General features: G+C 42.2%; 23 protein-coding genes. 10 read left to right on the top strand and 13 right to left on the bottom strand.

All coding sequences use genetic code 11. From position 1 onward, the window contains the following. Positions 1-48: 48 nt before the first annotated feature. From H5114_RS08300 to H5114_RS08285, 4 genes are all read right to left on the bottom strand, one after another. Entirely contained in the window at positions 49-903 is an 855-nt protein-coding gene (locus tag H5114_RS08300) for a universal stress protein (protein WP_182722733.1), read from the bottom strand. 32 nt (positions 904-935) lie between these two features. Next, the gene (locus H5114_RS08295; protein WP_182722671.1) at positions 936-2426 is read right to left on the bottom strand and encodes a SulP family inorganic anion transporter; all 1491 of its coding nucleotides are present in this window, start codon (positions 2424-2426) and stop codon (positions 936-938) included. Between the two features lie 437 nt (positions 2427-2863). After that, positions 2864-3316 carry a hypothetical protein gene (locus tag H5114_RS08290; RefSeq protein WP_182722670.1) on the bottom strand — a complete coding sequence of 151 codons (453 nt, stop codon included), beginning with the start codon at positions 3314-3316 and terminating at the stop codon, positions 2864-2866. 38 nt (positions 3317-3354) lie between these two features. Beyond that, complete coding sequence (locus tag H5114_RS08285) at positions 3355-3576, bottom strand: hypothetical protein (protein ID WP_124015530.1); 222 nt, start codon at positions 3574-3576, stop codon at positions 3355-3357. 311 nt (positions 3577-3887) lie between these two features. Between H5114_RS08285 and H5114_RS08280 the strand changes: the two genes are divergently transcribed. After that, on the top strand, positions 3888-4739 hold the full coding sequence (locus H5114_RS08280) for a sulfotransferase domain-containing protein (RefSeq protein ID WP_124015529.1): 852 nt from the start codon (positions 3888-3890) through the stop codon (positions 4737-4739). A 115-nt stretch (positions 4740-4854) separates the two neighbouring features. On the opposite strand, the gene lgt is transcribed toward H5114_RS08280, so the two are convergent. Beyond that, positions 4855-5631 (bottom strand): prolipoprotein diacylglyceryl transferase, encoded by a 777-nt coding sequence (gene lgt, locus H5114_RS08275; RefSeq protein ID WP_124015528.1) that lies wholly within the window; start codon positions 5629-5631, stop codon positions 4855-4857. Between the two features lie 179 nt (positions 5632-5810). On the opposite strand from lgt, the gene H5114_RS08270 reads away from it, so the two are divergent. Continuing rightward, the gene (locus H5114_RS08270) at positions 5811-6656 is read left to right on the top strand and encodes an RNA pseudouridine synthase (RefSeq protein ID WP_182697516.1); all 846 of its coding nucleotides are present in this window, start codon (positions 5811-5813) and stop codon (positions 6654-6656) included. A 22-nt stretch (positions 6657-6678) separates the two neighbouring features. Beyond that, a complete protein-coding gene (locus H5114_RS08265) occupies positions 6679-7359 on the top strand; it encodes a DUF2057 domain-containing protein (protein ID WP_182722669.1) in 681 nt (226 codons plus the stop codon). Between the two features lie 133 nt (positions 7360-7492). Here H5114_RS08265 and ybaK read toward each other — a convergent pair whose 3' ends face one another. Together ybaK and H5114_RS08255 are read right to left on the bottom strand one after the other, a co-directional pair. Beyond that, on the bottom strand, positions 7493-7966 hold the full coding sequence (ybaK, locus tag H5114_RS08260) for a Cys-tRNA(Pro) deacylase (protein WP_124015525.1): 474 nt from the start codon (positions 7964-7966) through the stop codon (positions 7493-7495). 72 nt (positions 7967-8038) lie between these two features. Next, positions 8039-9004: a TDT family transporter gene (locus H5114_RS08255; protein ID WP_182722668.1), complete on the bottom strand. Its 966-nt coding sequence runs from the start codon at positions 9002-9004 to the stop codon at positions 8039-8041. 172 nt (positions 9005-9176) lie between these two features. On the opposite strand from H5114_RS08255, the gene H5114_RS08250 reads away from it, so the two are divergent. After that, positions 9177-10079: a LysR substrate-binding domain-containing protein gene (locus H5114_RS08250; RefSeq protein ID WP_182722667.1), complete on the top strand. Its 903-nt coding sequence runs from the start codon at positions 9177-9179 to the stop codon at positions 10077-10079. 255 nt (positions 10080-10334) lie between these two features. Continuing rightward, complete coding sequence (gene rnk, locus H5114_RS08245; RefSeq protein ID WP_124015522.1) at positions 10335-10748, top strand: nucleoside diphosphate kinase regulator; 414 nt, start codon at positions 10335-10337, stop codon at positions 10746-10748. Positions 10749-11980: 1232 nt separating this feature from the next. Here rnk and H5114_RS08240 read toward each other — a convergent pair. Next, the gene (locus H5114_RS08240; protein ID WP_182722666.1) at positions 11981-12619 is read right to left on the bottom strand and encodes an NAD(P)-dependent oxidoreductase; all 639 of its coding nucleotides are present in this window, start codon (positions 12617-12619) and stop codon (positions 11981-11983) included. A gap of 192 nt (positions 12620-12811) precedes the next feature. Here H5114_RS08240 and H5114_RS08235 point away from each other — a divergent pair, with 192 nt between their 5' ends. Genes H5114_RS08235 through H5114_RS08220 form a run of 4 tightly spaced genes read left to right on the top strand, consistent with a single transcriptional unit; the run spans position 12812 to position 17015 of the window. Next, a complete protein-coding gene (locus H5114_RS08235) occupies positions 12812-14359 on the top strand; it encodes a cryptochrome/deoxyribodipyrimidine photo-lyase family protein (protein ID WP_220492497.1) in 1548 nt (515 codons plus the stop codon). Further along, positions 14349-14489, top strand: coding sequence for a DUF2256 domain-containing protein (locus tag H5114_RS08230; protein WP_124015520.1), 141 nt, complete (start codon positions 14349-14351; stop codon positions 14487-14489). Before H5114_RS08235 ends, H5114_RS08230 begins: the two co-directional genes overlap by 11 nt. Before the next feature lie 11 nt (positions 14490-14500). Continuing rightward, on the top strand, positions 14501-16087 hold the full coding sequence (locus H5114_RS08225) for a cryptochrome/photolyase family protein (protein ID WP_182722665.1): 1587 nt from the start codon (positions 14501-14503) through the stop codon (positions 16085-16087). A gap of 28 nt (positions 16088-16115) precedes the next feature. Further along, positions 16116-17015: a LysR family transcriptional regulator gene (locus H5114_RS08220; protein ID WP_182722664.1), complete on the top strand. Its 900-nt coding sequence runs from the start codon at positions 16116-16118 to the stop codon at positions 17013-17015. A gap of 40 nt (positions 17016-17055) precedes the next feature. Here the strand turns inward: H5114_RS08220 and H5114_RS08215 are convergent, their stop codons facing one another. Both H5114_RS08215 and H5114_RS08210 read right to left on the bottom strand, forming a co-directional pair. Beyond that, entirely contained in the window at positions 17056-17856 is an 801-nt protein-coding gene (locus tag H5114_RS08215) for an alpha/beta fold hydrolase (RefSeq protein ID WP_182722663.1), read from the bottom strand. Positions 17857-17865: 9 nt separating this feature from the next. Further along, the gene (locus tag H5114_RS08210; RefSeq protein ID WP_182722662.1) at positions 17866-18888 is read right to left on the bottom strand and encodes a DUF2817 domain-containing protein; all 1023 of its coding nucleotides are present in this window, start codon (positions 18886-18888) and stop codon (positions 17866-17868) included. 245 nt (positions 18889-19133) lie between these two features. Between H5114_RS08210 and H5114_RS08205 the strand changes: the two genes are divergently transcribed. After that, on the top strand, positions 19134-20348 hold the full coding sequence (locus H5114_RS08205) for a 4Fe-4S binding protein (protein ID WP_182697525.1): 1215 nt from the start codon (positions 19134-19136) through the stop codon (positions 20346-20348). A 73-nt stretch (positions 20349-20421) separates the two neighbouring features. On the opposite strand, the gene H5114_RS08200 is transcribed toward H5114_RS08205, so the two are convergent. The 3 genes from H5114_RS08200 to H5114_RS08190 form a co-directional block, all read right to left on the bottom strand. Continuing rightward, on the bottom strand, positions 20422-21891 hold the full coding sequence (locus H5114_RS08200; protein ID WP_182722661.1) for a carbon starvation protein A: 1470 nt from the start codon (positions 21889-21891) through the stop codon (positions 20422-20424). A gap of 227 nt (positions 21892-22118) precedes the next feature. Further along, positions 22119-24701: an acylase gene (locus H5114_RS08195; RefSeq protein ID WP_182722660.1), complete on the bottom strand. Its 2583-nt coding sequence runs from the start codon at positions 24699-24701 to the stop codon at positions 22119-22121. A gap of 336 nt (positions 24702-25037) precedes the next feature. Beyond that, on the bottom strand, positions 25038-25553 hold the full coding sequence (locus H5114_RS08190) for a VF530 family protein (protein ID WP_124015512.1): 516 nt from the start codon (positions 25551-25553) through the stop codon (positions 25038-25040). Between the last annotated feature and the right edge of the window lie 226 nt (positions 25554-25779).

The raw sequence follows: 25779 nt of genomic DNA, 5'->3' as shown, positions 1-25779 counted from the left end.
GTCACGCCCTAGCAGCGAAGCGACCCTATCAAGACGCCGTCTTTTTACTTAACGCAATAACAACAATGGAATATGACTTTTACTGATCATCCGTGTGGTATTACTCCCAACAAAAAACTCACGAATACGTGAATGGCCATAAGCCCCCATGACCATTAAATCAATTTGGTGTGCGAGTTGATAAGCTTCAAGAGCCGTTTGCACCTCGCCCTGACAAACTGCGGTTATCACCTCAAAACCAGCCTCAGTAAGAGAGTCGGCAACTGAGGTCAATTCGGTTAGCGCTTGAGACTGATTATCTGACACCATCACTAAATGACATTCGAGCCCTTTAAGTAGTGGGCTGCTTATCACTCGTTCAAGCACGGTTTTCGAGGTGGCACTGCCATCATAGGCAATCATAAAACGGCTTGGCATTGCAAACTCAGCCATCACCACTAAAATGGGCTGTTTAAGGGTGCGAATAACACTTTCTAAATGACTGCCAATCGCTTGCGCCTGATCTTGATGTTGCTCACCTTGGCGACCAATAACCACCAGTCTGGCATCGGCTTCCTGCTCCAGTAGCGTTTCCACTAAATCCCCATGGCGCTGCAGTGTTTGCACCACCACTGATGGTTGTCCAGCTACAATGCTGGTTTGAGCATCTTGGAGCATATATTTACCTTGTTCGAGCGCGAGTTTACTCATGCGTCCTTCAAGCTCAACCATTTCAGCCAGCAGATGCTCACGACTCCCAAGGCCAATATTTCCCGACAAATTTAACTCTGTCGGGTAGGCAGACTTATCCAATACATGTAATAACGTCACCGGGGCATGCAACTTCATCGCCGCCCACCCACTAGCATCAGATACCGCGTGTGTGGCTTTTGAACCATCAATACAGGCAATCACATTTGTCATCATTATTATCCTTTTATGCTGTTGCTATGGGCTTAGTGACCAGACATCATTTTTTCAACGTCTTCTGGTTTATCATGCACACCAAATTTATCGACTATGGTCGCGCTGGCGGCGTTAAGGCCAATTATCTCAACTTCAGTCCCTTCACGGCGGAATTTAATCACCACTTTATCCAGAGCAGATACGGCGGTAATATCCCAAAAATGTGCTTGAGATAAATCAATCGTCACCTTATCAACCACTTCTCTGAAATCAAATGAGGTACTGAACTTATCTGCTGAGGCAAAAAAGACTTGGCCAATAATGTGATAATGACGCCCGGTTTCTGCAGTAGTGTCGCTGCTTTTAACCACCATAAAACGGCCCACTTTATTGGCAAAGAATAACGAGGCAAGTAGCACACCCACAAATACCCCAATCGCTAAATTATGGGTAGCGACAACGACAACTACTGTGGCAACCATCACAAGATTGGTCGATAAAGGATGATGTTTAAGATTACGGATAGAATCCCAAGAGAAGGTTCCAATAGACACCATGATCATCACCGCGACAAGTGCTGCCATCGGGATCATTTTTAACCAATCCCCCAGAAATACGATTAACACTAACAGAAAAAGACCCGCCGAAAATGTCGATAAACGCCCACGACCACCAGACTTAACGTTAATAATTGATTGACCGATCATGGCACAACCCGCCATACCGCCCAGTAAACCCGCACCGATATTGGCAATACCCTGGCCTTTACATTCGCGGTTTTTATCACTTGGGGTATCGGTTAAGTCATCAACAATAGTTGCTGTCATCATCGATTCCAATAAACCAACAACCGCAAGACCAGCAGAATAAGGCAAGATGATCATTAAGGTTTCAAGGGTTAATGGCACTTCTGGCCAAAGGAAAATCGGTAAGGTATCTGGCAACTGCCCCATATCGCCTACGGTACGGATATCTAATCCCATATACACCGCAAAAATGGTTAAGCCAACAATACATATTAAAGGTGACGGCAAGGATTTTCCGATCACAGGGATTAATGGGAATAAGTAAATAATCCCCAGTCCAGCTGCGGTCATGGCGTACACATGCCACGTCACATTTGTAAGCTCAGGTAACTGTGCCATAAAAATCAAAATGGCCAGCGCATTCACAAAACCGGTCACGACCGAACGCGAGACAAATCGCATCAAACTGCCCAGTTTTAAGTAACCTGCTGCAATTTGAAACAGGCCGGTCAATAACGTCGCCGCTAATAAATACTCAAGACCATGCTCTTTGACTAAGGTCACCATCAATAGCGCCATAGCGCCAGTCGCGGCCGAAATCATGCCCGGACGACCGCCGGTAAACGCAATCACGACTGCAATACAGAAGGAAGCATATAGGCCAACTTTGGGATCCACCCCGGCAATAATCGAAAAGGCAATCGCTTCAGGAATTAACGCCAGCGCGACAACAATACCGGCTAATAGGTCTCCACGGATGTTAGAGAACCACTCTTTTTTCATGCTTTGTATCATGTGTTTTACTCTGTTTTAATGTTAGCCAATATGCCAATAACAGATGTTAACGCCAGACATATCTGCGCGCGTCAGCAGTGAAATTAACTCATTAATACGACAAAATGATATTGGATAATGATATACAACAAAAACTACCAACAAGGCAGCAATTACGGACGGATCTTAGCGATCCAAATAGGGGAGGAAAAACTAATGCGGCTTAATATTCATTACGGAAAGACAACCTCTTTAATATATGTACATTAAGCTTAAAATTTAATAAACGCGCACTGCATAAAAATGCAGCGGCAAGTATAAAGGGTTGCTTAGGTAAAATCAAAGCGTTTACAGGGTAACCCCACGGACACAGCGACTGAATGAGAGCCGAGTTAGCGCGGTAAAGTACCACAAAACTTGGCTATCACCTTTTAATGCTCAACTGATAATGCCGAACGCTATGGTGAAGAGGTAACCGCAATTTTTTCTGAGGTAAATTTGTTGTACGCAACGATTAAGCCGTAAGCCATTAATACTGAAACACACTCTGAAATAGAACCGATTAAACGGAATGCTTCGTAAGCAGAGCCAGGAATTAATGTTGAATCAGTTGAATCGAAATTTAGTACGACTAGAAACACAAATGGCAACTGTATCAAAGCAGCAGCCTTAACATTAAAGGGAGACCGAGGAACAATCTTCCTAAATATCAATAAAATAAACAAAGTTGTCAGCAGCCGAATCGAGGCATCATAACCCGCGATTAATAAGTACTCCCAACTGTGACTATTCAAATCGGGCACCAATAGAAGATAATCGATTACCGACGAATATTTTACCGATAGTTGAAATGCTAGTGAGTTTGCATATAACACTAAAACACTAGCGACTAAACAAGGTAAATACTTCATATGTGCTGTCCTTAGTCACAATATTGTACACATCCTTGCTAACGACTTGCGGTTTCTGCGCCTAAATTAACATCACTCTTTAGCATCAACACCACTAAATAGATCAAACCAAATAGCGGTACAATTGATAATACAGCGCCAAGCACACCAGCCAGGATCGGCGATTGTGTTTTACGACGACCAATAAAATAACTGATAACACCCACTACCAATGCGAAAATAACAATTAACTGACCAACCAGCGTTGCATTAACATTCATCAAAAACTCTCCTTGTTGTTTTATACCTAATACAGCCTAAATTACCTCTAGCAAACTGTCGCAAGGCATTCATTAACAATCATGTTACATTTGCTCGCGATTTGATGTAAAGCAATCAATCTTATTACTTAACAATAAACCGTGGGGGATCAAGGGTGATATGCATAACAAGGTTTACATTGAGTGATATTATCATCGCTATAATCACACTCTAATTCTTCGCTAAACACCCCAGTAAACTTGCCATTTCGGACAATTATCGGTAGTTTTACAGCATTGAACGACGCAAAAATAATAACAAAGGATTACGGATGGGAAACATACTTTGGGTGGCCTCTTACCCTAAATCGGGTAATACCTGGGTGCGTGCATTTTTAGAAAATTACATTCAAAATCAAGATCAGCCAATCGACATCAATACCATGCACACCATTTCGACAGCGGAATCGGCTGCGCACCGTTATCGACCTTATTTACCCAAAGATAAAACGGCCACCACCGAACTGACTTTAGAAGAAATTAGTGTACTGAGGCCACAGGTTCAGGCTGATATTGCTCACCAAGCCAATGGCACTACATTTGTCAAAACCCACAACTACTTGGGCGAATATAATAGCCAGCCACTGCATAATTCGACGGTAACATCAGGGGCAATTTATGTGGTCCGTAACCCGCTAGATGTGGCCATTTCAATGGCCAATTACTTTGATTACACCATAGATGAAGCCATAGCTTATATGGCAGAAGAAATGACTGGCACACCAAATGAAGTACCACATGTGCCGCAAATCATTACCTCTTGGTCTATGCACGTGTCTAGTTGGACCGCCGATGATGCTTCAAAGTTGATTTTACGCTACGAAGATATTTTGGATGACCCCAAAAAAGCCTTCAGAAAAGTGGAGTCATTTTTAGGCTTGAAAAAGGATCCTGTTAGATTAAAAAATGCCATTAAGCACTCTTCTTTCGCACAACTAAAAGCCCAAGAAAATAAACGCGGCTTTGTAGAGAAACACGAAAATGCTAATGCCTTCTTTAGAAATGGTGGCAAGCATCAGTGGAAAACTAAACTCACGACTGAACAAGTGCAAAAAATTGTCAACACGCATTACGAACAAATGCAGCGCTTTAAATATTTGCCTGCTGGTATGAAACCATTATAGAAAATAACAGTAGGATAAATAAGTCACTTATGGCTAAATCATCCTTATAAAAAAACGTCCTATGCCATCTGGCATAGGACGTTTTTGTTATAGATTCTATATAGTATCTCAGCGCTTAACTGGGTTTACGGTAAGCCATAATCAGCAATACAATGCCAGTGAATAAAAACGGTAAGCTTAACCATTGTCCGGCACTGAGTATTGATTCATGGTAGGCCGCTTGACTGACTTTAACGCTTTCAATCGCAATACGCGCACTAAAGACCGACACTAAAAACACGCCAAATATCGCACCGTGCTTTTGCTTCATATTGGTATATTTATAAATGGCGTAAAGGCCAACAAATATCAATAAATAAGCAAACGACTCATACAGTTGCGCAGGGTGACGCGGTATCATATCAATCCGCTTGAAAATAATGCCCCATGGCTGCGTGGTTGGATCACCTATAATCTCTGAATTAGCAAAGTTTGCCAAACGCACAAAAAAGCCAAATATGGCAGTCGCGATCGCTAAACGATCAAGTAAAAATAAAAACGGTAACTTCACTTTGCGCTGGTAATAATACAAGGCCAATATCGCCCCTAGTCCACCACCATGGCTGGCAAGTCCCCCTTCCCAAATGGCGAAAATTTTCAACGGATGTGCCAAGTAATAACTCGGATCGTAGAAAATACAATGGGCTAAACGCGCACCAACAATAATGCCGACCACACAATAAACCAGCAGGTTGTCGAGAGATTCAACATCTAAACCCTCTTTTGTGTAAATGCGCTTCATCACTTGAAAGCCAGTCGCAATCGCTAATGCAAATAACGCCCCATACCAATGAACCTTTAACCCCATGAACGAGATCAGCACAGGGTCAAGATCCCAAATGATGTGTTCCAAATTACCTACTCCAATTGCTGCTATGTTTTGTCGCATTATGCTAAAACAACTTTGCCGCAGATGATACCCAGATACGCGACTCAAGAGAAAGTTTCATTAACTAATAAACATACAGCAGCCAAATAAGGTAACATTTACCCCTAAATGACCGTGTACCGAATGGATCTATAGAGTTGCAAATGATTGTAGATAAAACTGAATACCATATTGATGTAACTGAACATGGTACTGATGCTATCAATTTACTGGCACAAACCAGTGGTTTGAGTAAACAAGTGCTAAAAGATGCCATGCAAAAAGGCGCTATATGGCACAGTCACGGCAAGCAAACCAATCGTATTCGTCGCGCGAAAAAACCTCTGCAACCCGGAGATAAACTGCATCTTTATTACAATCAATATATTTTAGACGAACAAGTTGCTCCGGCAGAGTTACTGTTTGATGAAGGTGAATACAGTATTTGGTATAAGCCTTATGGTATGCGTTGCCAAGGTTCAAAGTGGAGTGATCACACCACCATCAACCGCTACGCCGAGTTGAACTTACAACCGCAACGCAATGCGTTTATTATTCATCGTCTGGACCGCGCTGCAACCGGTTTATTAGTGCTTGGACACAGTAAAAAAACCACTGCAGCCATCGCTAAGTTATTTGAAACACGTGCATTAGAAAAATACTATCAAGTGATTGTTGAAGGTGCATTTCCGAGCAAGCCCGTTACCATTGATAGCCCTGTTGATAATAAGCCCGCGCTATCATACGCCACCTTACTCACCTACGACGCTACGTTGGATCAATCCAAGGTGCAGGTAAAAATAGACACAGGACGTAAACATCAAATTCGGATTCATATGGCTAGTCTTGGCCATCCGGTAGTGGGCGACCGTTTACATGGAAATGGTGCTGAACATTGCCCCGATTTAGCGCTAACATCGTGTTTTTTCCGCTTTGTATGCCCCATCAGTCACAGTCTAAAAACCTTTGAATTACCAGAGCATTATCGCCCAGCATTCACAACCACTTAATCAATCTACACGGAATCACATTATGCGTAGCATTATCGCGTTACTTTGCTTTAGTTTATTCAGCCAATACGCTATCGCGGCCAGTTTGCATTTGCCCGACAGAACCGAAACGGTATTCGTCAATAATAAGGCATCACACCAACAGTCTAAGGTATTGCTAGACTCAACTCTGCCTAATGGTATGCAGCAAATAGCCTTTCGCTATCAAGCTCGTTACCGCGATAATGGTAGCCAAAATGACTTTATCTCTGACGTAATTGTCTTGCGCTTTAACGCCAGTGAGCAAGATTATCGATTAACGCTACCGCCAATAAACTCAGCGGCAAGTGCCAAAAAATTTAATCTAAAACCAGCCATAACATTAACCGATAGCAGTGGTAACAAGATTGCATTTACCCAAGATAAATTGATTAAATCAGGCTTACAAATTGGACGCGATTTTGTCCAAGAAATGGCTCAATATAATGCTTCTGCTGCCATAGCGGCTGTCGCGTCTAGCACTGTAATCAACCCATCACTTAATCCTGTATCTGGGGCAAACATAGCAAGCGATCACAGTAGTCAGGTCATTAGCCCGAGCGCTGACGTAATTGAAGTTACAGCTGAAGATATCACCCAAGCAGAAGTGATGAGAATGCTGGATTATTGGTACCAAAAAGCCAATAACCAAACTCAAGCAGAGTTTAAAGCAAAAATAAATTAATAATCCTGTATCACTATGATTGCTGAAGTGGATCTTGCTAGTTTGACTCTTGATAGTTTGAATCTTGATAGCGCAATGATCAGCTGCTTGAGCCCCGCATAAAGGCAACGCGGTTAGTTAATGGCAAATGTCATTATGTTTGAGCGCAAATATCAGCAAACTTAGCATTGAGTAAGCATTGTAAATCGGCTGGGCTTAGTGAAATCTCTAAGCCTCTTTTGCCAGCGCTGACATAGATACAATCGAACTGCTGCGCAGAGGCGTCAATCACTGTCATTAAACGCTTTTTTTGACCTAATGGGCTAACACCACCTAATACATAACCGCTCGAACGCTCTACTGCTAATGCTTCTGCCATATGGGCTTTTTTAGCGCCCGCAGCTTTAGCGATTAACTTCATACTCAGCATCGACGATACAGGCACAATGCCAACCACCAGCGATTGATTATCCACACTCACCACCAAGGTTTTAAACACCTGTGCAGCGGGTACAGCCAGTTTTTGCGCCGCTTCTAAACCATAAGATTCACTATTAGTATCATGATGATATTCATGCACTTCAAAATCTATTTTATGCTTTTTCGCCATTTCAATTGCTGGAGTCATGCTAGTTCGCTCATATTAAATGCCGCATACAGTGTTAGTGAAGGCATTGACCAATAGTATATTTATTGCAAATTAAGAAGCCAGTTGTACCTTCTTTGGCTGATAAAAATGCAGGTATCGCAGACAAACATAACTGACTACCACAGTAGCGACAAGCAGTTCAAGTTCTGCTAAAGCATGAATTTGCTGTACATACTCGTTTGCAATGCCGATGCTTTCCATCCATACAGACATTTTAAATAACGCAGTCGCACCTATCACCATAGGGAAGGTAAAAGCGGCATAACCAGGGCTAAAAGGTAGCCGTAATAACTTAAAAAATGACAGATAAATAATCGCCGTCATTAACACCCCAATACCAAATAATAGCCCAACGATCACCGGAGACGGTTGCTGAGTAATGGTTAGATATCCTGCTAAAGACAAGCTGGCTGGCGCGGCTAGAATGGCTAGTGTTGGTTTAGCTGCATCGGGAATTTGTTCTCTAAAAATAAGACGGTAAAGCATCATGGGTAACATCACCGCATAGCACAACATTCCAAAAAACAGTGCCCCATGTGCAACCCATAATAAATGCTCATTACCTGAAAAAGAAACGTCGGCAACCACAATGCCAATCGGCGGAACAAACCAACTCGGTACCATGTGAGTTAATGAAAACTGCTTACTGCGATGATAAATAAACCCCACTAAAAAACTAATGTGCAGCAATACCGCAAATGACCATAATAAATCACCCGCTAACGCAGAGACATGGCCCAACGAATTTGATACCACCATTAATGCCATGGCAAAGGTAGGCACCACACTGCCTACCACAGGATGAGCAAGATCTTGACGCAATAGATTTGAATGTAATATGAATTTACCACTCAAAATCAGTAACAACACACTGGCAATAGCAGCCGAGAACCATTGTCCATAACGGTGTAAATCCACAAGGTTTTCCCAACTCCAACCTAAACTTGCAATACCCAACGCCAGCCCTGCCATCGGCGTTGGTGCGGCCATTAGTGAATTTTTTACTGCTCGAATCATTACAACCTCAAACTACCCATCAGAGAATAAGCCAATATTACGCTTGCACTTTGTTTATATATATCCAATTATACGGAACATACGTTCAGAAAAATTAAACAATTAGCGGTTTAAAAGTCACTGCCGCCATTTTATCGGTTTATTAGCCAATACCTTCACTAAGTCAGGCGCGATGAATATTTCACTCAAACAGCTCAATGTTTTTAGCAGCATTACTCAACATAAAACCCTAACGGCAGCAGCCGAGGCGTTATATTTGTCTAAAGCAGCGGTGAGCATGGCACTGGCAGAATTAGAAAAACAACTCGGTCATGCGCTATTTGATCGGGTTAACAACCGCTTAATTCTTAATCAAGAAGGTCACAAGCTGTTACCTCTGGCCGACGAGCTGCTTAGTAGAGCAAATAACATCAGCCAATTGTTTGATGCAGACCACGCTTTTTCAGGTCAATTGAAAATAGGTGCCAGTGACACCCTAGGGAACCATGTTGTTCCGGGGTTATTGAGCCAATTTCGGCAGCAATATCAGCATTTCTCGCAAAGTGTGGTGATTTCTAATTCACGGCTTATTTGCCAAAAACTGCTGGATTACGAACTAGATATCGGCTTGATCGAAGGGAAAAGTCATCATCCAGAACTTATCGCTACTCAATTCAGCCATGATGAGATGTGTATTATCGCAGCGCCTCAGTTACCTATAAGCCAACAAGCTAAGTGCAAATTTAGCCATTTAGAACACAGTGAATGGGTATTACGTGAAGCAGGCTCAGGCTCGCGAGAGTTTTTCTTACATACCATAGCGCCGCAAATAGCGTCGTGGCATGAAGTGTTTGAACTTAATACTACAGAAGCGCTAATTAACAGTGTTTCCGCGGGACTCGGCTTAGGTTGCTTATCAACTTTAGCGGCACAATATGCCATTAACGATGGCCGCGTAGTTCGGCTGGATCTACCTCAAGCGAGCAATCATCTTAATATGCAACGACCATTTTGGTTAGTGGTTCATAAAGACAAATACCATAGCCCGCTGCTGAAAAGCTTTATTGAGTTTTGCCATCAATGGGATAATACATAAAAATACCGAGGTCGGTTGTGATAGTAGCTTTATTGATGTTCTTATGGTTAATCATTTAGGCGGCGTATATATTTTTATCACTATAGATTAATAATTAAATTTATTAAGGTATTTTTAATGTATTAGGGATAGCATCTCAGATCGTACATAAATTTTATAATCAATATATTTTACCTCATTAAACTTTCTTTTAAATTAAAGTTTGATCACAAGGTGAATTTTAAAGCATTAATTACTGGACTGTTTGAGGGATAAATGAGTAACCGACCTGAAATAACTATTTCGTCACTGGATTCTATAAGACTCTTTAAGTTAATTGAGTCATTACCGACAAAAAAAATGGTCGGCATTAGTGAGCTAGAAGAAGAGCTCGCCCGTGCAAATATAGTTGAACCAACGGAAGTGCCGCCTACAATTGTGACGATGAATTCAACAGTTAAATTTACTGTCGAATCGTCTCGTGATGAATTTATGATGACTCTTGTTTATCCCAAAGACCTTGATTTAAGTGGTGATAAAATATCTATTCTTGCACCTGTTGGCAGTGCGTTACTTGGGCTTTCTCAAGGTGATGAAATTGAATGGCCTAAGCCTGGTGGAGGGTTAATAAAAATTAAAATTAAAGAAATTTTCTATCAACCTGAAAGAGCTGGCGAATACAACCGCTAAGCTCGAAATTATTGATACACGTTGAACTTACCTAGCAAAAAATTGAAATAAAAATCAATCACTTGAACCTTATAAGCTTAATATTAAAACCTAAGAGCATGATATATTTTTCATAGAAATATATATCATGCCCTTACTAAGCTTTTCACCTTCTGATGTAATACATCATTGAGCCTTTTTTATCCTAAAAATGTTATCCCGAAGCTTTTACCCAGAAGTATTAATCTCAATGTTGTTAAAACCTGTGTATGTTGGGTCGAGAGATTTAGCGGGTTGGATCCACTGACGTTACCAATTGTGCATACTTATCATTAAGCGATTTCAATCAATAGCAGACCATAACGATGTGACCGTAATTTTATTAAATCTAGCGAAAACTGATGGTTTCATGACTTGTCATATATTTAAAATATTAAGGTTACTATTATCTTTTTTATTTCCACAAATTTGCTTGAAGTTATTATTTAAGCTGCTATATTGACGTTATGAAAATATCAATTATTATATTTTATTCTATTATTTTTTTAGGGAGCTTCGCCCTAGAATTCCCCGTTTAAGCGGGCGTCCCTTTACGCCCATCTGTTTTTACAGATCAAAAAATACTCATCTTTAATTAAATCATTGAGTTGATATAGTTTTAAGCTCGCTTAGAATGGCGAATTTTAATTATATGGACTATTAAAAATAGATTTATTAAATAGTCATGTCTCACAATCTTATTAAATGGTTGAGATACGTTATTCTGAGTAGAAAGGCAATCTACGCTTAAATTTTTAAATTAAGCTACGCATTAACTGTGACAGATGATTAAGGAGGGCGATGGGTTATTTATTTCAACAATCTCTTTTATTGCATTAAATAAGCATTATTAATATTTTATTTATTATTAGGTGATAATATGTCTAAGCATGAAATGAAAAAACCATTGTTATCGTTAAAAGAAAAACGTAAATTGAAAAAAGAGTCAAATACGACAGAGATAGTCAAACCTAGAAAGAAAAAAGGTTAAGGCTACTGGGTGCCAATAATTTTGGCACCCTTTTTATTATATCTATGATTTATATAAGATAATAGGTAGTGCCTAGTACCCATTTAACGATGATAAATGATTGTTTCATGGTTATCTGGCATGTACCGTTAAACTCAAAATGCTATCAATAGCATCGTTTTTAGAGCATAGCCTTTACGTATAGGTTTAGGCCTGTTTCTATAAATCAGCTCACTCAATAAACTTAGTAAGCAACGCTAATACGTTGATTAATATGCTTGGCATTTTCGGCTTCATCTAACATGGCTTTGGCGTAATCGACTACTGACACTCGGCTTTGGCCGTCTGCATCAGTAAAGAATTCATCGCCACCTACACGGTACGGGCCTTCGGACTCGCCAGGGAAAATAAAGGCGGCGGGACTAACATAAGTCCACTTGATAGCAGAATCAGTAGCGCAGAATACTGCCAATGCTTCACCTTGGGCGATGGCTTCGGCTTTATATTCTTCAGGGAATTCTGCTGTTGACACTAACGTCACCCCTGGCGCGACTTCTAAACTACCAGCACCACCGACCCACAACAAACGCGGTGTGCCTGCTTGAGGTAAGTGCTGTAATAATTGCTGTGCGGTTTGTGCTACCACTTGATGATTTTGTGCGGCGCGGCCGCCGATTGACGCTATCACCACATCAACGTCGGCAAATGCGCTAGCTATGGCATCGCTTGTCATAGTGGTTAAATCAAGTGTTCGTACGGCCACATCTTGACTGACTTTGCTGGCGTCGCGAACGACGGCAACCACTTCATGACCACGGCTAATAGCCTGCTGCATGATAGTGCCACCAATCCAACCTGTTGCGCCTAATACTGCTAGTTTCATGTTTTGTCTCGCTCTATTAATTAACAATGAAGCCAGTGTATAGACAACATAATCCGAGATAAATATCACTTATTGCGCTTAATTGTTTCATTTAGAGATACAAAATAAATCATAATTGTGAAGTTTAAAGCAATCTAAACGGCATGCTAATGCGTATCTAATAGCCTAATTCACCATGAGATTTTTGGCGCCATGCCCGACACGATCAAACAGGCTATTAATATCGTCTGGTTTAAACGCGACTTGCGCTTGTCTGATCATCAGCCGCTGGTCGATGCGTTTAACCATGATTTACCCTGCTTGCTTATTTATGATTTTGAACCCTTTATGCTGGCTGACCCGCATTATAATCAACGTCATTGGCGCTTTGTGTGGCAGTCGCTGCAAGATATGAATCAACAACTGGCGCGATTTAATGGTCAGGTGTATGCCTTTTGTGTACCAATAATTGATTTACTGGACGAGTTATCACAACAGTTTGAAATTAACACTATGTTCAGCCATCAAGAGATTGGTCTACACAACAGCTTTGAGCGCGATAAAGCGGTGGCACTCTGGTGTCATCAGCAACAGATCCCTTGGCAACAATCACCAACAGGTGCGGTAGTTCGAGGGCGCAAGCATCGTCAAGCCTGGGATCAACACTGGCAACAAGTGATGAACAGCCGTATTGCGGTCCCAAATTGGCAACAATGTCAGCTGCAAAAGCTCGACAACTACCATACTCCGCTTATCGATCAGGCCATCATTACAGACAATGATCAATTCCAAACGGGTGGTCCTAAAGCGGCTAGAGCAATACTGAGCAGTTTTCTAAGCTACCGTGGTAAAGACTACCAACGCAGTATTTCGAGCCCGAGCTTAAGTCGCAGCCACTGTTCACGCTTATCACCTTATTTAGCATGGGGAAACATCAGTTTAAAGCAAGTGTATCAAGCGACATTAACCCGTTATAACGCAGTACAAACCAGCAATAAAGCGTGGAAAAAGCCTTTATTGGCGATGATGTCGCGCCTACATTGGCATTGCCATTTTATGCAGAAATTTGAAAGCCAATGCAGCATGGAATTCACCCCGGTAAACCCTGGGTATCTAGATTATCCTTATCGCAGCGACGACAACGTAGCGCAAGATATTCAGCGCTGGGCTGAAGGCCAAACGGGGATCCCCATTATTGATGCCTGCATGCGCTGTTTACGAGAGACTGGTTATATCAATTTTAGAATGCGCGCCATGTTGGTCAGTTTTGTGACCCATCATTTAAACATTGCGTGGCAACATGCTAGCTTACCGTTAGCCAATTATTTTCTCGATTTTGAACCTGGGATCCATTACCCGCAACTGCAAATGCAAGCCTCGGTGACAGGCATTAACACCATACGCTTATACAATCCCATCAAGCAGTCACAAGACCAAGATCCACGCGGGGAGTTTATTCGATTGTGGTGCCCAGAGCTCACCAACTTACCCAATGAGTATATTCATCAACCTTGGCTGCAACCGCCAATGGAAGCTATTTTCAATGACCTAATCTTAGGCCGTGATTACCCTGAACCTATGATAGATCTTACTCTGGCATCACAAATTGCCCGCGATCGCTTGTGGTCATATCGCGATCAACCTCAAGTTAAACGCCATATCGCTGCGGTATTAGGTCGTCATGTTAGCCCTAAGCGAAAACGAACTAAGGGCAAACCGATAGCCACAACAACTCAGGCTAAAGACCGTCATGACACATAAAAAACGCCATCTTGAGCATAAAGTCTGTTTAGTTTGCCAACGCCCGTTTGCGTGGCGTAAAAAATGGGCTAAAGATTGGGACAAGGTTAAATATTGTTCTGAACGCTGTCGCCGACATAAATCTGAATAAAGGTAATCACCATGACGACACTTTACACCAATGCTTCACCAACATTATTGCCAGAAACCAGCACATTGAGACTCATCTTGGGCGATCAACTTAATGCGTCACACTCCTGGTTTAAACAAGTCGATCCTAATGTGGTGTATTTGATTGCCGAGTTGGGACAAGAAGCAAGCTACGTCACTCATCATGTTCAGAAGGTCTGCGCCTTTTTTGCCTCTATGGCGCAATTTGCACAGGCCTTAGCCAAGAGTGGTCATCAAGTTTTGTACCTGACCTTAGATGAAACCCAGCAGTATGCCGACCTACCCGCCTTGCTTGAACACATTACTGCAACGCATCAATTAACCCATTTTCAATACCAACACGCTGACGAATACCGTTTAGCGCAGCAATTGGGCTCTCTTTTACTACCAGGCATTGCTATCAATAGCACTGACAGTGAACATTTTTTACTGCCGTTTAGCGATATTCAAACTGAATTCACCCCGAAAAAACACGCCAAAATGGAGTTCTTTTATCGGCGGATGCGCAAACGTTTTAATGTGCTGATGCAAGATGGAGAACCTTTGGGAGGCCAGTGGAACTTTGACCAGCAAAACCGTGCCAGCTTTAAAAAGAATGACCTTGGCGATATTCCTGCGCCATTAATGTTTGCCAATGACGTCAGTGATATTTTAGCCCGACTTAAGCGCCATAATATCAACACCATAGGCAAAGCAGAAAGCCAATTATTATGGCCGCTTAATCGACGCCAATCACGTGAGTTACTTGACTTTTTTTGCCAGCATTTATTAATCCGCTTTGGTCATTTTCAAGATGCAATGACCGAAAATAGTCGTGCGGATTGGAGTCTATATCACTCAAGATTATCGTTTGCGCTTAACAGCAAAATGATTTCACCTAGCGAAGTCATCAATAAAGTTATCGCCCATTGGCAAGCGCATCAAGATGATATTTCACTGGCCCAAGTAGAGGGTTTTGTCCGCCAAATACTCGGTTGGCGCGAATATGTCCGCGGTATTTATTGGATCAATATGCCCGACTACGCGACGCAAAATGCCTTGCAAGCACAACGACCCCTGCCGGAGTATTTTTGGACCGCCAACACTAAGATGAATTGCATGCACCACACCATAAAACAGTCGCTCGATTATGCCTATGCCCACCATATTCAACGGCTAATGGTCACGGGCTGTTTTAGTTTACTCGCGGGTATCAATCCAGATGACGTCGACCAGTGGTATTTGGGCATTTACATTGATGCCATCGAATGGGTCGAAATGCCCAATACCCGCGGGATGACTCAATTTGCCGACGGCGGCATTGTGGCCACCAAACCGTATGCCGCCAGCGGTAACTATTTGAACAAAATGAGCGACTATTGCAAAAGCTGCCATTACAATGTCAAACTCAAGACAGAAGATAATGCCTGCCCATTCAACAGTTTATATTGGCATTTTATTCAACGCCATCAAGAGAAATTTCAACACAACCCTCGCATGACTATGGTGTATAAAAACTGGCAAAAAATGGATGCGCACACGCAACAGGCCATTATTAACAAAGCCGATAACCTATTGGAAAATATAGAAAGCTTATAACCTTTGGCTGTCGCGATAGGATGATGTTATGGACAAAATATCTGCTATACGCAGCTTTGTGGAAGTGGCCAGTTGTGGCAGCTTTACCCAAGCGGCCGAGCAACTAGGTTTAAGCCGTTTACAAGTGTCACGCCATATCAAAGAAGTTGAGCAATGGTTGGGGTTGCGATTATTACATCGCACCACTCGCCAAGTGAGTCTTACCTTACAAGGCGAAGAAGCACTGAATTATTGCCAGCGTATTTTAAGTGAAGTCACCGCGATGGAGAGTCGCGCCAATAGTCATAATAATGAACTGGTAGGCAGTATCCGTATCGCCTCGCCCATTGGACTTGGGCAACACAAACTGTATGACGTAGTTGAGGCTTTTTGCCTGCAACATCCTCAGGTTAATATACAACTATTACTGTCGGATAATGTCTCACAATTGGTTAACGACAGGGTTGATATCGCCCTGCGTTACACTCATCAGCCAGATGAAAGCTTAATAGCTAGACGCTTAATGCACATCGATAGCGTCATTTGTGCCTCCCCAGACTATCTCGCCAAACACTCAGCCATCGAATCGGTTAATGACTTATTGCAACACAACTGTTTGCGTCACTCTAGTCAGCAACGCTGGGAAATAATTGCAGACTCACAACCTCACCTATTGGATGTGAGCGGTAATTTACAAGCCAACGACATGGGCGTATTAATCAATGCAGCCCGTCGCGGCAATGGCATAGTGTGTTTACCTACCGATTTAGCCAATGGCTACCTTGAACGCCAAGAACTGGTTGAAGTATTACCCCAACTGACGGTACCAGGTAAAACCATATGGGCCGTGTATTTGTCGCGCAGTTATCAACAAACCGTCGCCAGAGCATTTATCGACTTTACCGCCAATGCTTGGCAGCAAGACATAAAAAAATGGCAAGCAAGCTAGAGTCACTAATCACGATTTGATAAGCCCTAATAAATGACTTCTAACGAATAATATCCAGTAATACTTGTTGTAATTTCAGTGGCTGATCGAGACTGGCATCATGGCCGCAATCATCCATTTTATGTAACTGTGTTTGATAAAATAGCGCTAACTGTTCGCTGCATTTGGGGTGAGCTAACTTATCTTGATTGGCGACTATCACGCTGACCGGTATGTTATTCAATTCAGGACTATGAAAACGGGCCGAAGCGTACAATTGCCTTAGTCCATTGATAAATGATGTATGGCATTGCAATCTCAGTAAACTCCAAGCATTAATCACTTCAATGTTGTGACTAAAATGCCTGCTGGTAAAATCAACGACAATCGCTTCTAACCAGTGACCTTTGCCTGTGTTGGCTTGCTGAGAGCTCGTTAAGCCAGAGCGCAAAAACCTTAGTAAAACATGCGTTATAGAGGTCACTAAGCCGACACATTGAAACCGATAATACCAAGGCGACAAGTTGGCCGCACTGCTGTTAATTAACACCACATGCTGAATTCGTGAGCGACACTGCGCCGCCATGGTTAGCGCCAACATACCGCCCATAGATAATCCCACCAAGACCAACTTAACTTGGCTTGGCCGCATGGCCTGCTTGAGCAAAGCGGCATCAATTTGTAGCCACACCGCCTCGCAATAGTCTTGCATCTTACCTGGGCTAGGCTGATTGACTAATAGGCCATTACCGGGCAAGTCAACACAAATGACATTGAGCCCTTGCTGGTTTAAACGCTGGTCAAAACCATACCAATGGCGGCTGTCGCGCATTAAGCCTCTGAGTAACACTAAGGTGGTCATCGTTTATCCTCACTTAGCCTTTTTAGACCAGAAGCGCTTAGCTTGTTGAGTCAATTGTGTCAGTTGTTGGGGTTTTATTTGTTCAATAATTTGCGCATAAGCTGCATCTATAATGAACTGCATTAATACCAGGTGACGGCGTAAAATACGTTGATGCCGATGTGTTTTTTGCGGATTAAAATAACCAGAGAAGTTAAATAGCTGCCGTGGATTTTTACGTACCCAAGCCCACGAGCCCATTTCTAAGGTTAACGGAATAAACGGTTTCCCGCTGACATTACTCGCCACCAAATAATCCCAAATATCACCGTGGGTACGATAGAAATGGCTTTGAGGTGCTAACTGATAATGGCTGTGATGCGGATAGCCTTTTTCGAACAACTGCATTAACTGATAAATATAACCTATGCCTTCAAAGGGTTGTCGAGTATGCGCATGTGGAAACCACAAATGATCCTGTAAACCAAAACCTGAGTGAGCATCGAGCACCATAACACTGCTGCTGTCTTGCTGTAATTGTTGCACATAGCTCACTAACGCATGGGTTTCTAGCTCCATACCATTTTGCCCTCGATACCAAGGCAAACGCGGCGAAAGTCGCTGACCGCCGACGAGAAAGGTCACGTCTTCATCTGAATCAATGGGAGCATTACGCATTAAATCAACATTGTTACCATTGCCTCGGCTGCCACGCAAAAAGCCAACCGGATTCACCACGGGGACAAAGGCTAAGCGCACGTGTTGCAATAATTGCTGTAAGTGAGTATCCCATGGTAACCGATTGAGTAAGCTGTCTAAAAAGGCCAAAATCACTTGGGCACCGATACGCTCAACCCCATGGACCCCGCCAACAAACAATACCGTAGGACATGGCTGTTTCTGTTGACCTAGCTCAATGGCTGTAACCGACAATTTTTCACCACGGTAATATAAATCTGCCAAGGACTGATGGCGAAATTGCTGCTGATGCTGAGCAATCAAGCGCTTTAAGGTGTCTATCTCGAAGGAATGCTCAAATGAAAACCTAGCCATTAGCCACTTTTTACTGTCACAAAATCATCTTAATACGTTAACGAAAAAATAAGACAGGTTAATGACAATCAATTGAAACAAGCTAATTAACACAAGACTTAACAATGTTTACATAAATAGAACAAATCAATATAGATCATATATTTAGAAAACTATTATTAAGTTTGGCGACCCAACTCACATTCGCTTGAATGCTGAGGTTTTATCATTATTAACCGAGAGAACCACAGCACAGGCATTGGATAATGAGCACAATTGAATCAATCACCTTAATGCTAGCCCTAGTGTATAGCACTAGCCTACTGTATTGGAGTGGCAAAAAATGGGGGGCACTCGCTAGCGGAGCATTATTACTTGGTGCCACCTTAGCCAGTTTTTTTTGGCCATTATTGCTCCTATTGCTCGTGTCAGTATTAATCGTCACCGCAGTAGGGCAATACCAACCTGCATTTGCTAATGCTGAAGGTAGACCCAATCAAGTACGTGAAATTTGCCAACATTTTTTTGCCCTGGCGATGTTATTAGTCGGGGTACAATATGCCATCAACGCAGGCTTATTATATGCAGGAGAAACACCTTGGTTAATGCGACCCGATATCGGTGATGCATTTTTACCTATTGCTGGCGGCATAGAACTTAAAGCAATTTTAACCTTAGGCCTGTGGGATCAAAATCACCCCGCGGCTGTAGTGATGCTCTGTGTCGTACTACTTACCGGTGTGGTGTGCAAACGCGCTTTTTGTGGCTGGGCTTGCCCGCTGGGACTTGCTGGTGAATACCTGTATAAACTCAGAAAGCGTGTTATTCATGCTGAACTATTACCACCAGCATGGATTGACTGGCCACTGAGAATGGTCAAGTATTTACTACTCGCAGCGCTGCTTTATTTGGTCATTTCTATGCCATCGGCAAGTATTCCCCACTACTTAGAGGGCAATTATCACAAAGTAGCTGACTTAAAAATGGCTGTGTTTTTTATGATGCCATCCATAGTGGCACTGATAGGTTTTAGTATTATCTTTGCCTTAGCAGCATGGCGTCGCCAAGGTTTTTGCCGTTATATTTGCCCCTATGGCGCACTGTTAGGTATTGTCAGTTTTTTAAGCCCATTCAAAATACGCCGCGATACTCAACATTGTTTAATTGATGCCAAAGGCATGAGTTGCGATAAATGTACTCGCGCATGCCCTGCTAATATATCAGTGCATACTCAAAAAAATATTCGCTCCGACGAGTGCCAAGCCTGTATGCGTTGTGTATCAGCTTGTCCAAAAAAACAAGCTCTACAATTTAGTACTCGTAATGGTATTCAGCTGTCCGCCAGAGGGATATTGATAGTGTTGCTGACCACTATGTTCATGTTACCGCTATTTGCTTACGTCAGTGGCTACTGGCACAGCCAAACACCCAATAGTATTAAGATGGAACTGATACAAAAGCTTGATCGTGTGGGTCACTAATCACATCTATTTTTTCGCTGAACAATAAAAAAGGGCTGCATTAAGCAGCCCTTTGAATTAACGCTGTAAAAAATTATGCAGCAGGAGTCACTTTACGCTTGTTGTGCGCAATAATCAGAGCAATAAGACATACTATCCCCACTACGATACCCGCTGGCTGGCTCATCTCTTGTGGAAAACCTAAGCCAATACCGGCAGTTAAAATGTACGACAGAGTCACACAAGTACCGATAATAGCAGGCAGACTAACAATCCAATGGAACGCGCCACGATCAAACAGATACTTAGTCGCTAGCCACAATACGCTGGTAGATAACAACATATTAGAGAATGCGAAGTAACGCCAAATTAACGTAAAGTCAATTTTGGTCATAAAGTAAGCGATAATTAACACAGGTACCGCAACTAACAGACGGTTAGTCATGCTTTGTGGAATTTTAAACGCATCGATAATGGTTAGACGTAACGATCTAAATGCAGTATCACCAGATGTAATAGGGAATACAGCAACCGCGATAACCGCCATAATACCACCTATAACACCTAAGTAAGTGGTTGCGACTTGGTTAACCACCATACCCGGGCCACCTTGAGCAAGAATAGCTTTTAGCTCAACATAACCACCAGGGAATGCAGCAATACCCGCTGTTGCCCATACACAAGCAACAATACCTTCAGCAACCATGGCGCCATAATACACTGGACGAACATACTTTTCGTTGGTTAAACAACGGGCCATAATCGGAGCTTGCGTTGAATGGAAACCACTGATGGCACCACAAGTAATGGTGACAAACAATAATGGCCATACAGGTAAACCGTCTGGATTAGGCTCTAATAAATCATTGTTGTAGTGGCTGTGATTAAAATAAGCAAACACATCGCCAAATTCTGGAAGTTGTGGCGCATGGATTAACAACGCCACTGCAATAGAGGTTGTCATCACTATCATTAGCGCGCCAAAAAAAGGATAAAGCTTAGTAATAATTTTGTCTATCGGCAGTAATGTTGCGAAGAAGTAGTAAGCTAAAATAACTAATACCCAAAAGGTATTATTAGCAAAAATAGTATCTTTAAAATAATCTAAGTTACTCAGCAAACCTGCTGGGCTCATGATAAACACCACGCCAACAAAGAACAGCAGCATAGCGGTAAAGATCAACATGGCCGCTTTAAAGTAGATGTTAAAATAATGCCCTGCAATTTCAGGTAAGCTTTTACCGTCTTCCTTAATGCTCATTACGCCAGAAAAATAATCGTGTACTGCACCACCCAGTATATTACCCAGCACAATCCACACCAGTGCAATAGGGCCGTACAACGCACCTAAAATGGGGCCGAATATCGGTCCAACTCCGGCAATATTAAGAAATTGAATTAAAAATGCTTTCGCTGGATGAACAGGAACATAGTCAACACCATCTTCAAAACGCGCTTGGGGGGTTTTTGCGTTAGGGTCAATGCCAGCTTGTCGTTCTACAAACGGACTATAAAACTTGTATGCAAGCAGCAGCACGCCAATACAAATAAGAAAAATCAACATTGTTTTGTTATCCCATTAATTATAATAATATTTAGTTGTGAGTTTGTTGTAGTTACAAGAATAGGTCAAGCTAGGTCTTCTTATACCAAAGTAGGGGTTGATAATCTAAAAGCGGCACCGAATGGGGCTAATTTGATAGCTTTATTGATTTTAATCACAAACTTAGTTAATTGTTGATGGAAAACCAACCTGCAACTAACAGGTTGGTTTATTTGGTCTGACCACTACTAATTTCGTTGGTAGGTCAGCTCTGTAGTGGATTCAAGTGATGCTTGGATCTCTGCCTCAGTGAATAACAACGGACGTAACTGCTTTTGTGTAGAATACAATTCACTCTGATCAGAAAAGCTCGGGCTTAGTACATTACTCGATTCCGAATAAGTCAAAATACCTTTTGCTTTAGGACCATCATCAGTAAAGCTGACGGTCATCATCCAACTTGAACCATAACGCACTTGATATCCTTGTGCGGTTAATCCTGATGCTGTCGCTTTACCTGTCACAACATCTAATACTGGTGCGTATTTATGCTGAGGGATTAAGGTGTCATCACCAGATAAGCTGGTTGAAAATACGTTGAATCCCCCCTCAGCATTATGACTACCAGGCCAAGGTAACTTAACCCCAGAAGCACTGCCATCAGTGAGTGACTTTTCAACAAATTGCACGTCACCTAATGCAGCATCAACAGCAAAACCTGCCGCTTCGAGATTCAACGCAGCATGGGCTAAAGCCATTAATGCGCTGCCATCAGTATTAAGCTTATTAGGTGTGCTTGCGGCGCTCATATAATCAAACGGCTCAGTTAACATAGTATTTTGATCAAATTGATGGGCAAACTCACGAATTAACGCGCCCCCTTTACTGTCATTATCTTGTTTACCGTTCCAGGCTTTTAATGCTGCACACGATGCTGAGATATCTTTAGACAATGTTGCACTCACCATCACAGGCGTAGAACCTTGTTGATCACATTGGCTAATTAAATCAGTTAACACGATTTCAGCGAGATAGGCGCGGTTAGATAACAAAGCGGCTTCTAATTCGTCAATATTAAATTTCCCGTCATCACCCGCGGCATCATTCATTAAGGTTAACCCCATGCGAGTGCGGAGCGACAATGGGCCTCGTTCTGGTCCGTATAAAGGAGAGAAGTTTTCTAAAGGAGCTGCAAGGTTGGTCGACCAAAATGAGTTATTTGAATTTTGTACAAAGTCACTTCGCTCAAGCTTGGGCGCACGCTCGTAAGGCATAGGCTCGCTAAAACTAAATGCGGAGGTATTACCAGGTAGAATAGTAAATCCCGCCTGTGCTTTAGCCGCAACAATCGCTGGGGTGGTTCTAATAATATCGATCATTAAATCAGAAAAACCCGGCACAGTAGAATCATCAATATAAAATGCATTACCTTCTTTATCGGCATACATGGTGTTATTGAATATTACCCCATCATAATTTTTAAACGCTTGTTGAAATTCATCTTTATTGCTAGCGAGGTTCATGGCTAACCAATGATCAATCGGATCTTTGTTGGCCATATTGGCATCTTGAATAAAGAAAGCTTGACCGTCATCCCACCCAAACGGCGCTAATGTTGGCGGCGCTTCAACCATTGGACCTTTAGCTGTGGTATAGATATCTTTTTCCGCCACCAGCATGCCTGCCGCGCCGCCATTAACTAATATCGAAACCGTTTCTTTGGTGATCGGCAATGGCGACCCGTCATACAAATATTGCAATCTATCACCTGAAACTAACTCAAGGTTATACATTACAAAGTGTTCGGCGGTAGAAAAGGTATGCGTCCAAGCAACATCTTTGTTAAAGCCTATGTTAACCAACCCTGGCATACCGACTAACGAACCGCCCATCACATCCATTTGTCCTGGTATGGTTAAATGTGACTGCCAAAAGCGTAAATTACCAGTATGCGGAAAATGTGGATTACCCAACACCATACCTTTGCCATTTTCGGTTTTGTCTTTGCCTAATCCCCAACCATTAGATCCCAAATTACGAGGATTAGTTTCTGGAGTGGTAATGTTTGCCGCACGAGCAATTAAGGTGTTGTTCATATCATGTACAAACGCGGTCTGTGCTGCAGACGGTGCCGGCCCCACTATACGCGGTAAATATTCTTGGCCATCACCGGGGTTAGCATAAAAAATCAAATCTAAAAAGTTTGCCGCACCAGGTAATAATGCAATAGAAAATAAATAGCTGGCCACATCAACACCGGTAATGGGTTTAACCCACGGCTGACCGGCGCAAAATGGTTCGCCAGTTTGAGTCCCAGCTTCAATGTCGCTAAGATATTGATTATATCCAGCACTAAACCCTTCCATTAGTGCTCGCGAATTATAACTAAACTGCGAATATTGGTTTTCAGCAAGCTGGCGTATTTTTAACGCTTTATATGCAAAGTCGGAAATGAGGTTACCATTATCTTCACTGGTCGGAAGACCAGTTGTAAAATCAAGCGATGCATGAGGACCAAAGTACATCGACCGTTCTGAATTGGCTTTGATAAATCCATCCGCCATCACACATAAATTATCCTGCGCTTGGGCATAACCGTTACCGAAACCAAGACTTTCTAAATTGTCAGCGGTAATGTGCGGCACCCCATATTGGGTACGACGAATTTGCGCTTTTAAAGTGCCATTAGGGGCAAAAGCTTGCAGTAGAGGAGCGGCTTCAGGCTCAGGTGTGACTTGAGGAGTTTTACCGTATTGAGTGTCGTCACCGCAACCAACAATAACCACGCTAGATGCGATACCCATGGCGAGTAAGGTTTTATTCAGTTTCATTATTATTATCCTGTTGTATCCCAATGCTAATAGCAAAATGGGTGAGGTACTTAATCCCTTATGCCTCAAATTAAGCTAACAGCACGACCAACATAACCCCAGTTACCTTGATACGAATGCGCCGTAGTTAATTACAACAAAGACATGCATTTCTATTTAAGCAATCATTGTGTCGCGTGTCTACACCTTGACAAAAATAGCCAACCTAATCTTAGAAAGGCACTGAACGCTATATCGCTAACTAAGATATAATTTATGCCCAATAAAAAACGCAACCCAAAAATATTATGATTATCTTTGGGTTGCGTTAGTATGGACATGAGATTAATCGAGCCGTTATTTATTCCACGGATTGTTTGGATCAAATGTCGGCTGAGGCTTATTTTTATTACTACGCTGTGTCGCTGCATCGCTGTCATTTGAACGACTCGATGATGAATATGAAACTGATGACGGAGAAGCATATGAACGACTTTGATTATGCTTCATTTGTTCATAATCGGCGGTTGCTTTGGCTTTCATTTCTGCGACTAACTCAACCGTTAAAGGTTGCGGTTTGCGTGGTAAAATACCATCAGCAAAGCCACGTTCTCGGGGTTTTAGTTCAAATTGTGCAGAGTTACCTTTTGGCATACGCTTAAAACGATACAAATAAAAATTTTCAACGCGTTCTCTGGCCCATTCGGTTTTTTTAAGAAACTTAACACAAGCTTCTATATTGGGATTAGTGTTGAAACATTCTAAACGCAACGCGGCGTATAAAATTTTCCAATCATAAAATGCCACTAACTCAGAAATCATCGTTTCTGATTTTAAACCGTGAAGTGGATTATTTTGCTGCAGTTCTACCATGTTTTCTCATGACCTCAAAAAGCTGTCTCTACAATCTACATAGTTTACCGTGAAATGACGCTATCGTCTTTATGCATCTTGCATAGTCGCTGATGCGTATTGAAATTAAATGGACTTTCTTACAGATGACGCTTCACTATCACTTATTTCATTATTAAGCGTATAAGCGATAAATAGTGACACCCAAATAAACGACTTTATAAATTAACCAAACATCGCCTCCAAA

The sequence above is a fragment of the Shewanella sp. SR43-8 genome (assembly GCF_014163775.1).
GTDB classification, from domain to species: Bacteria; Pseudomonadota; Gammaproteobacteria; order Enterobacterales; family Shewanellaceae; genus Shewanella; species Shewanella vesiculosa.
This window is presented reverse-complemented; position numbering and strand designations above follow the sequence as displayed.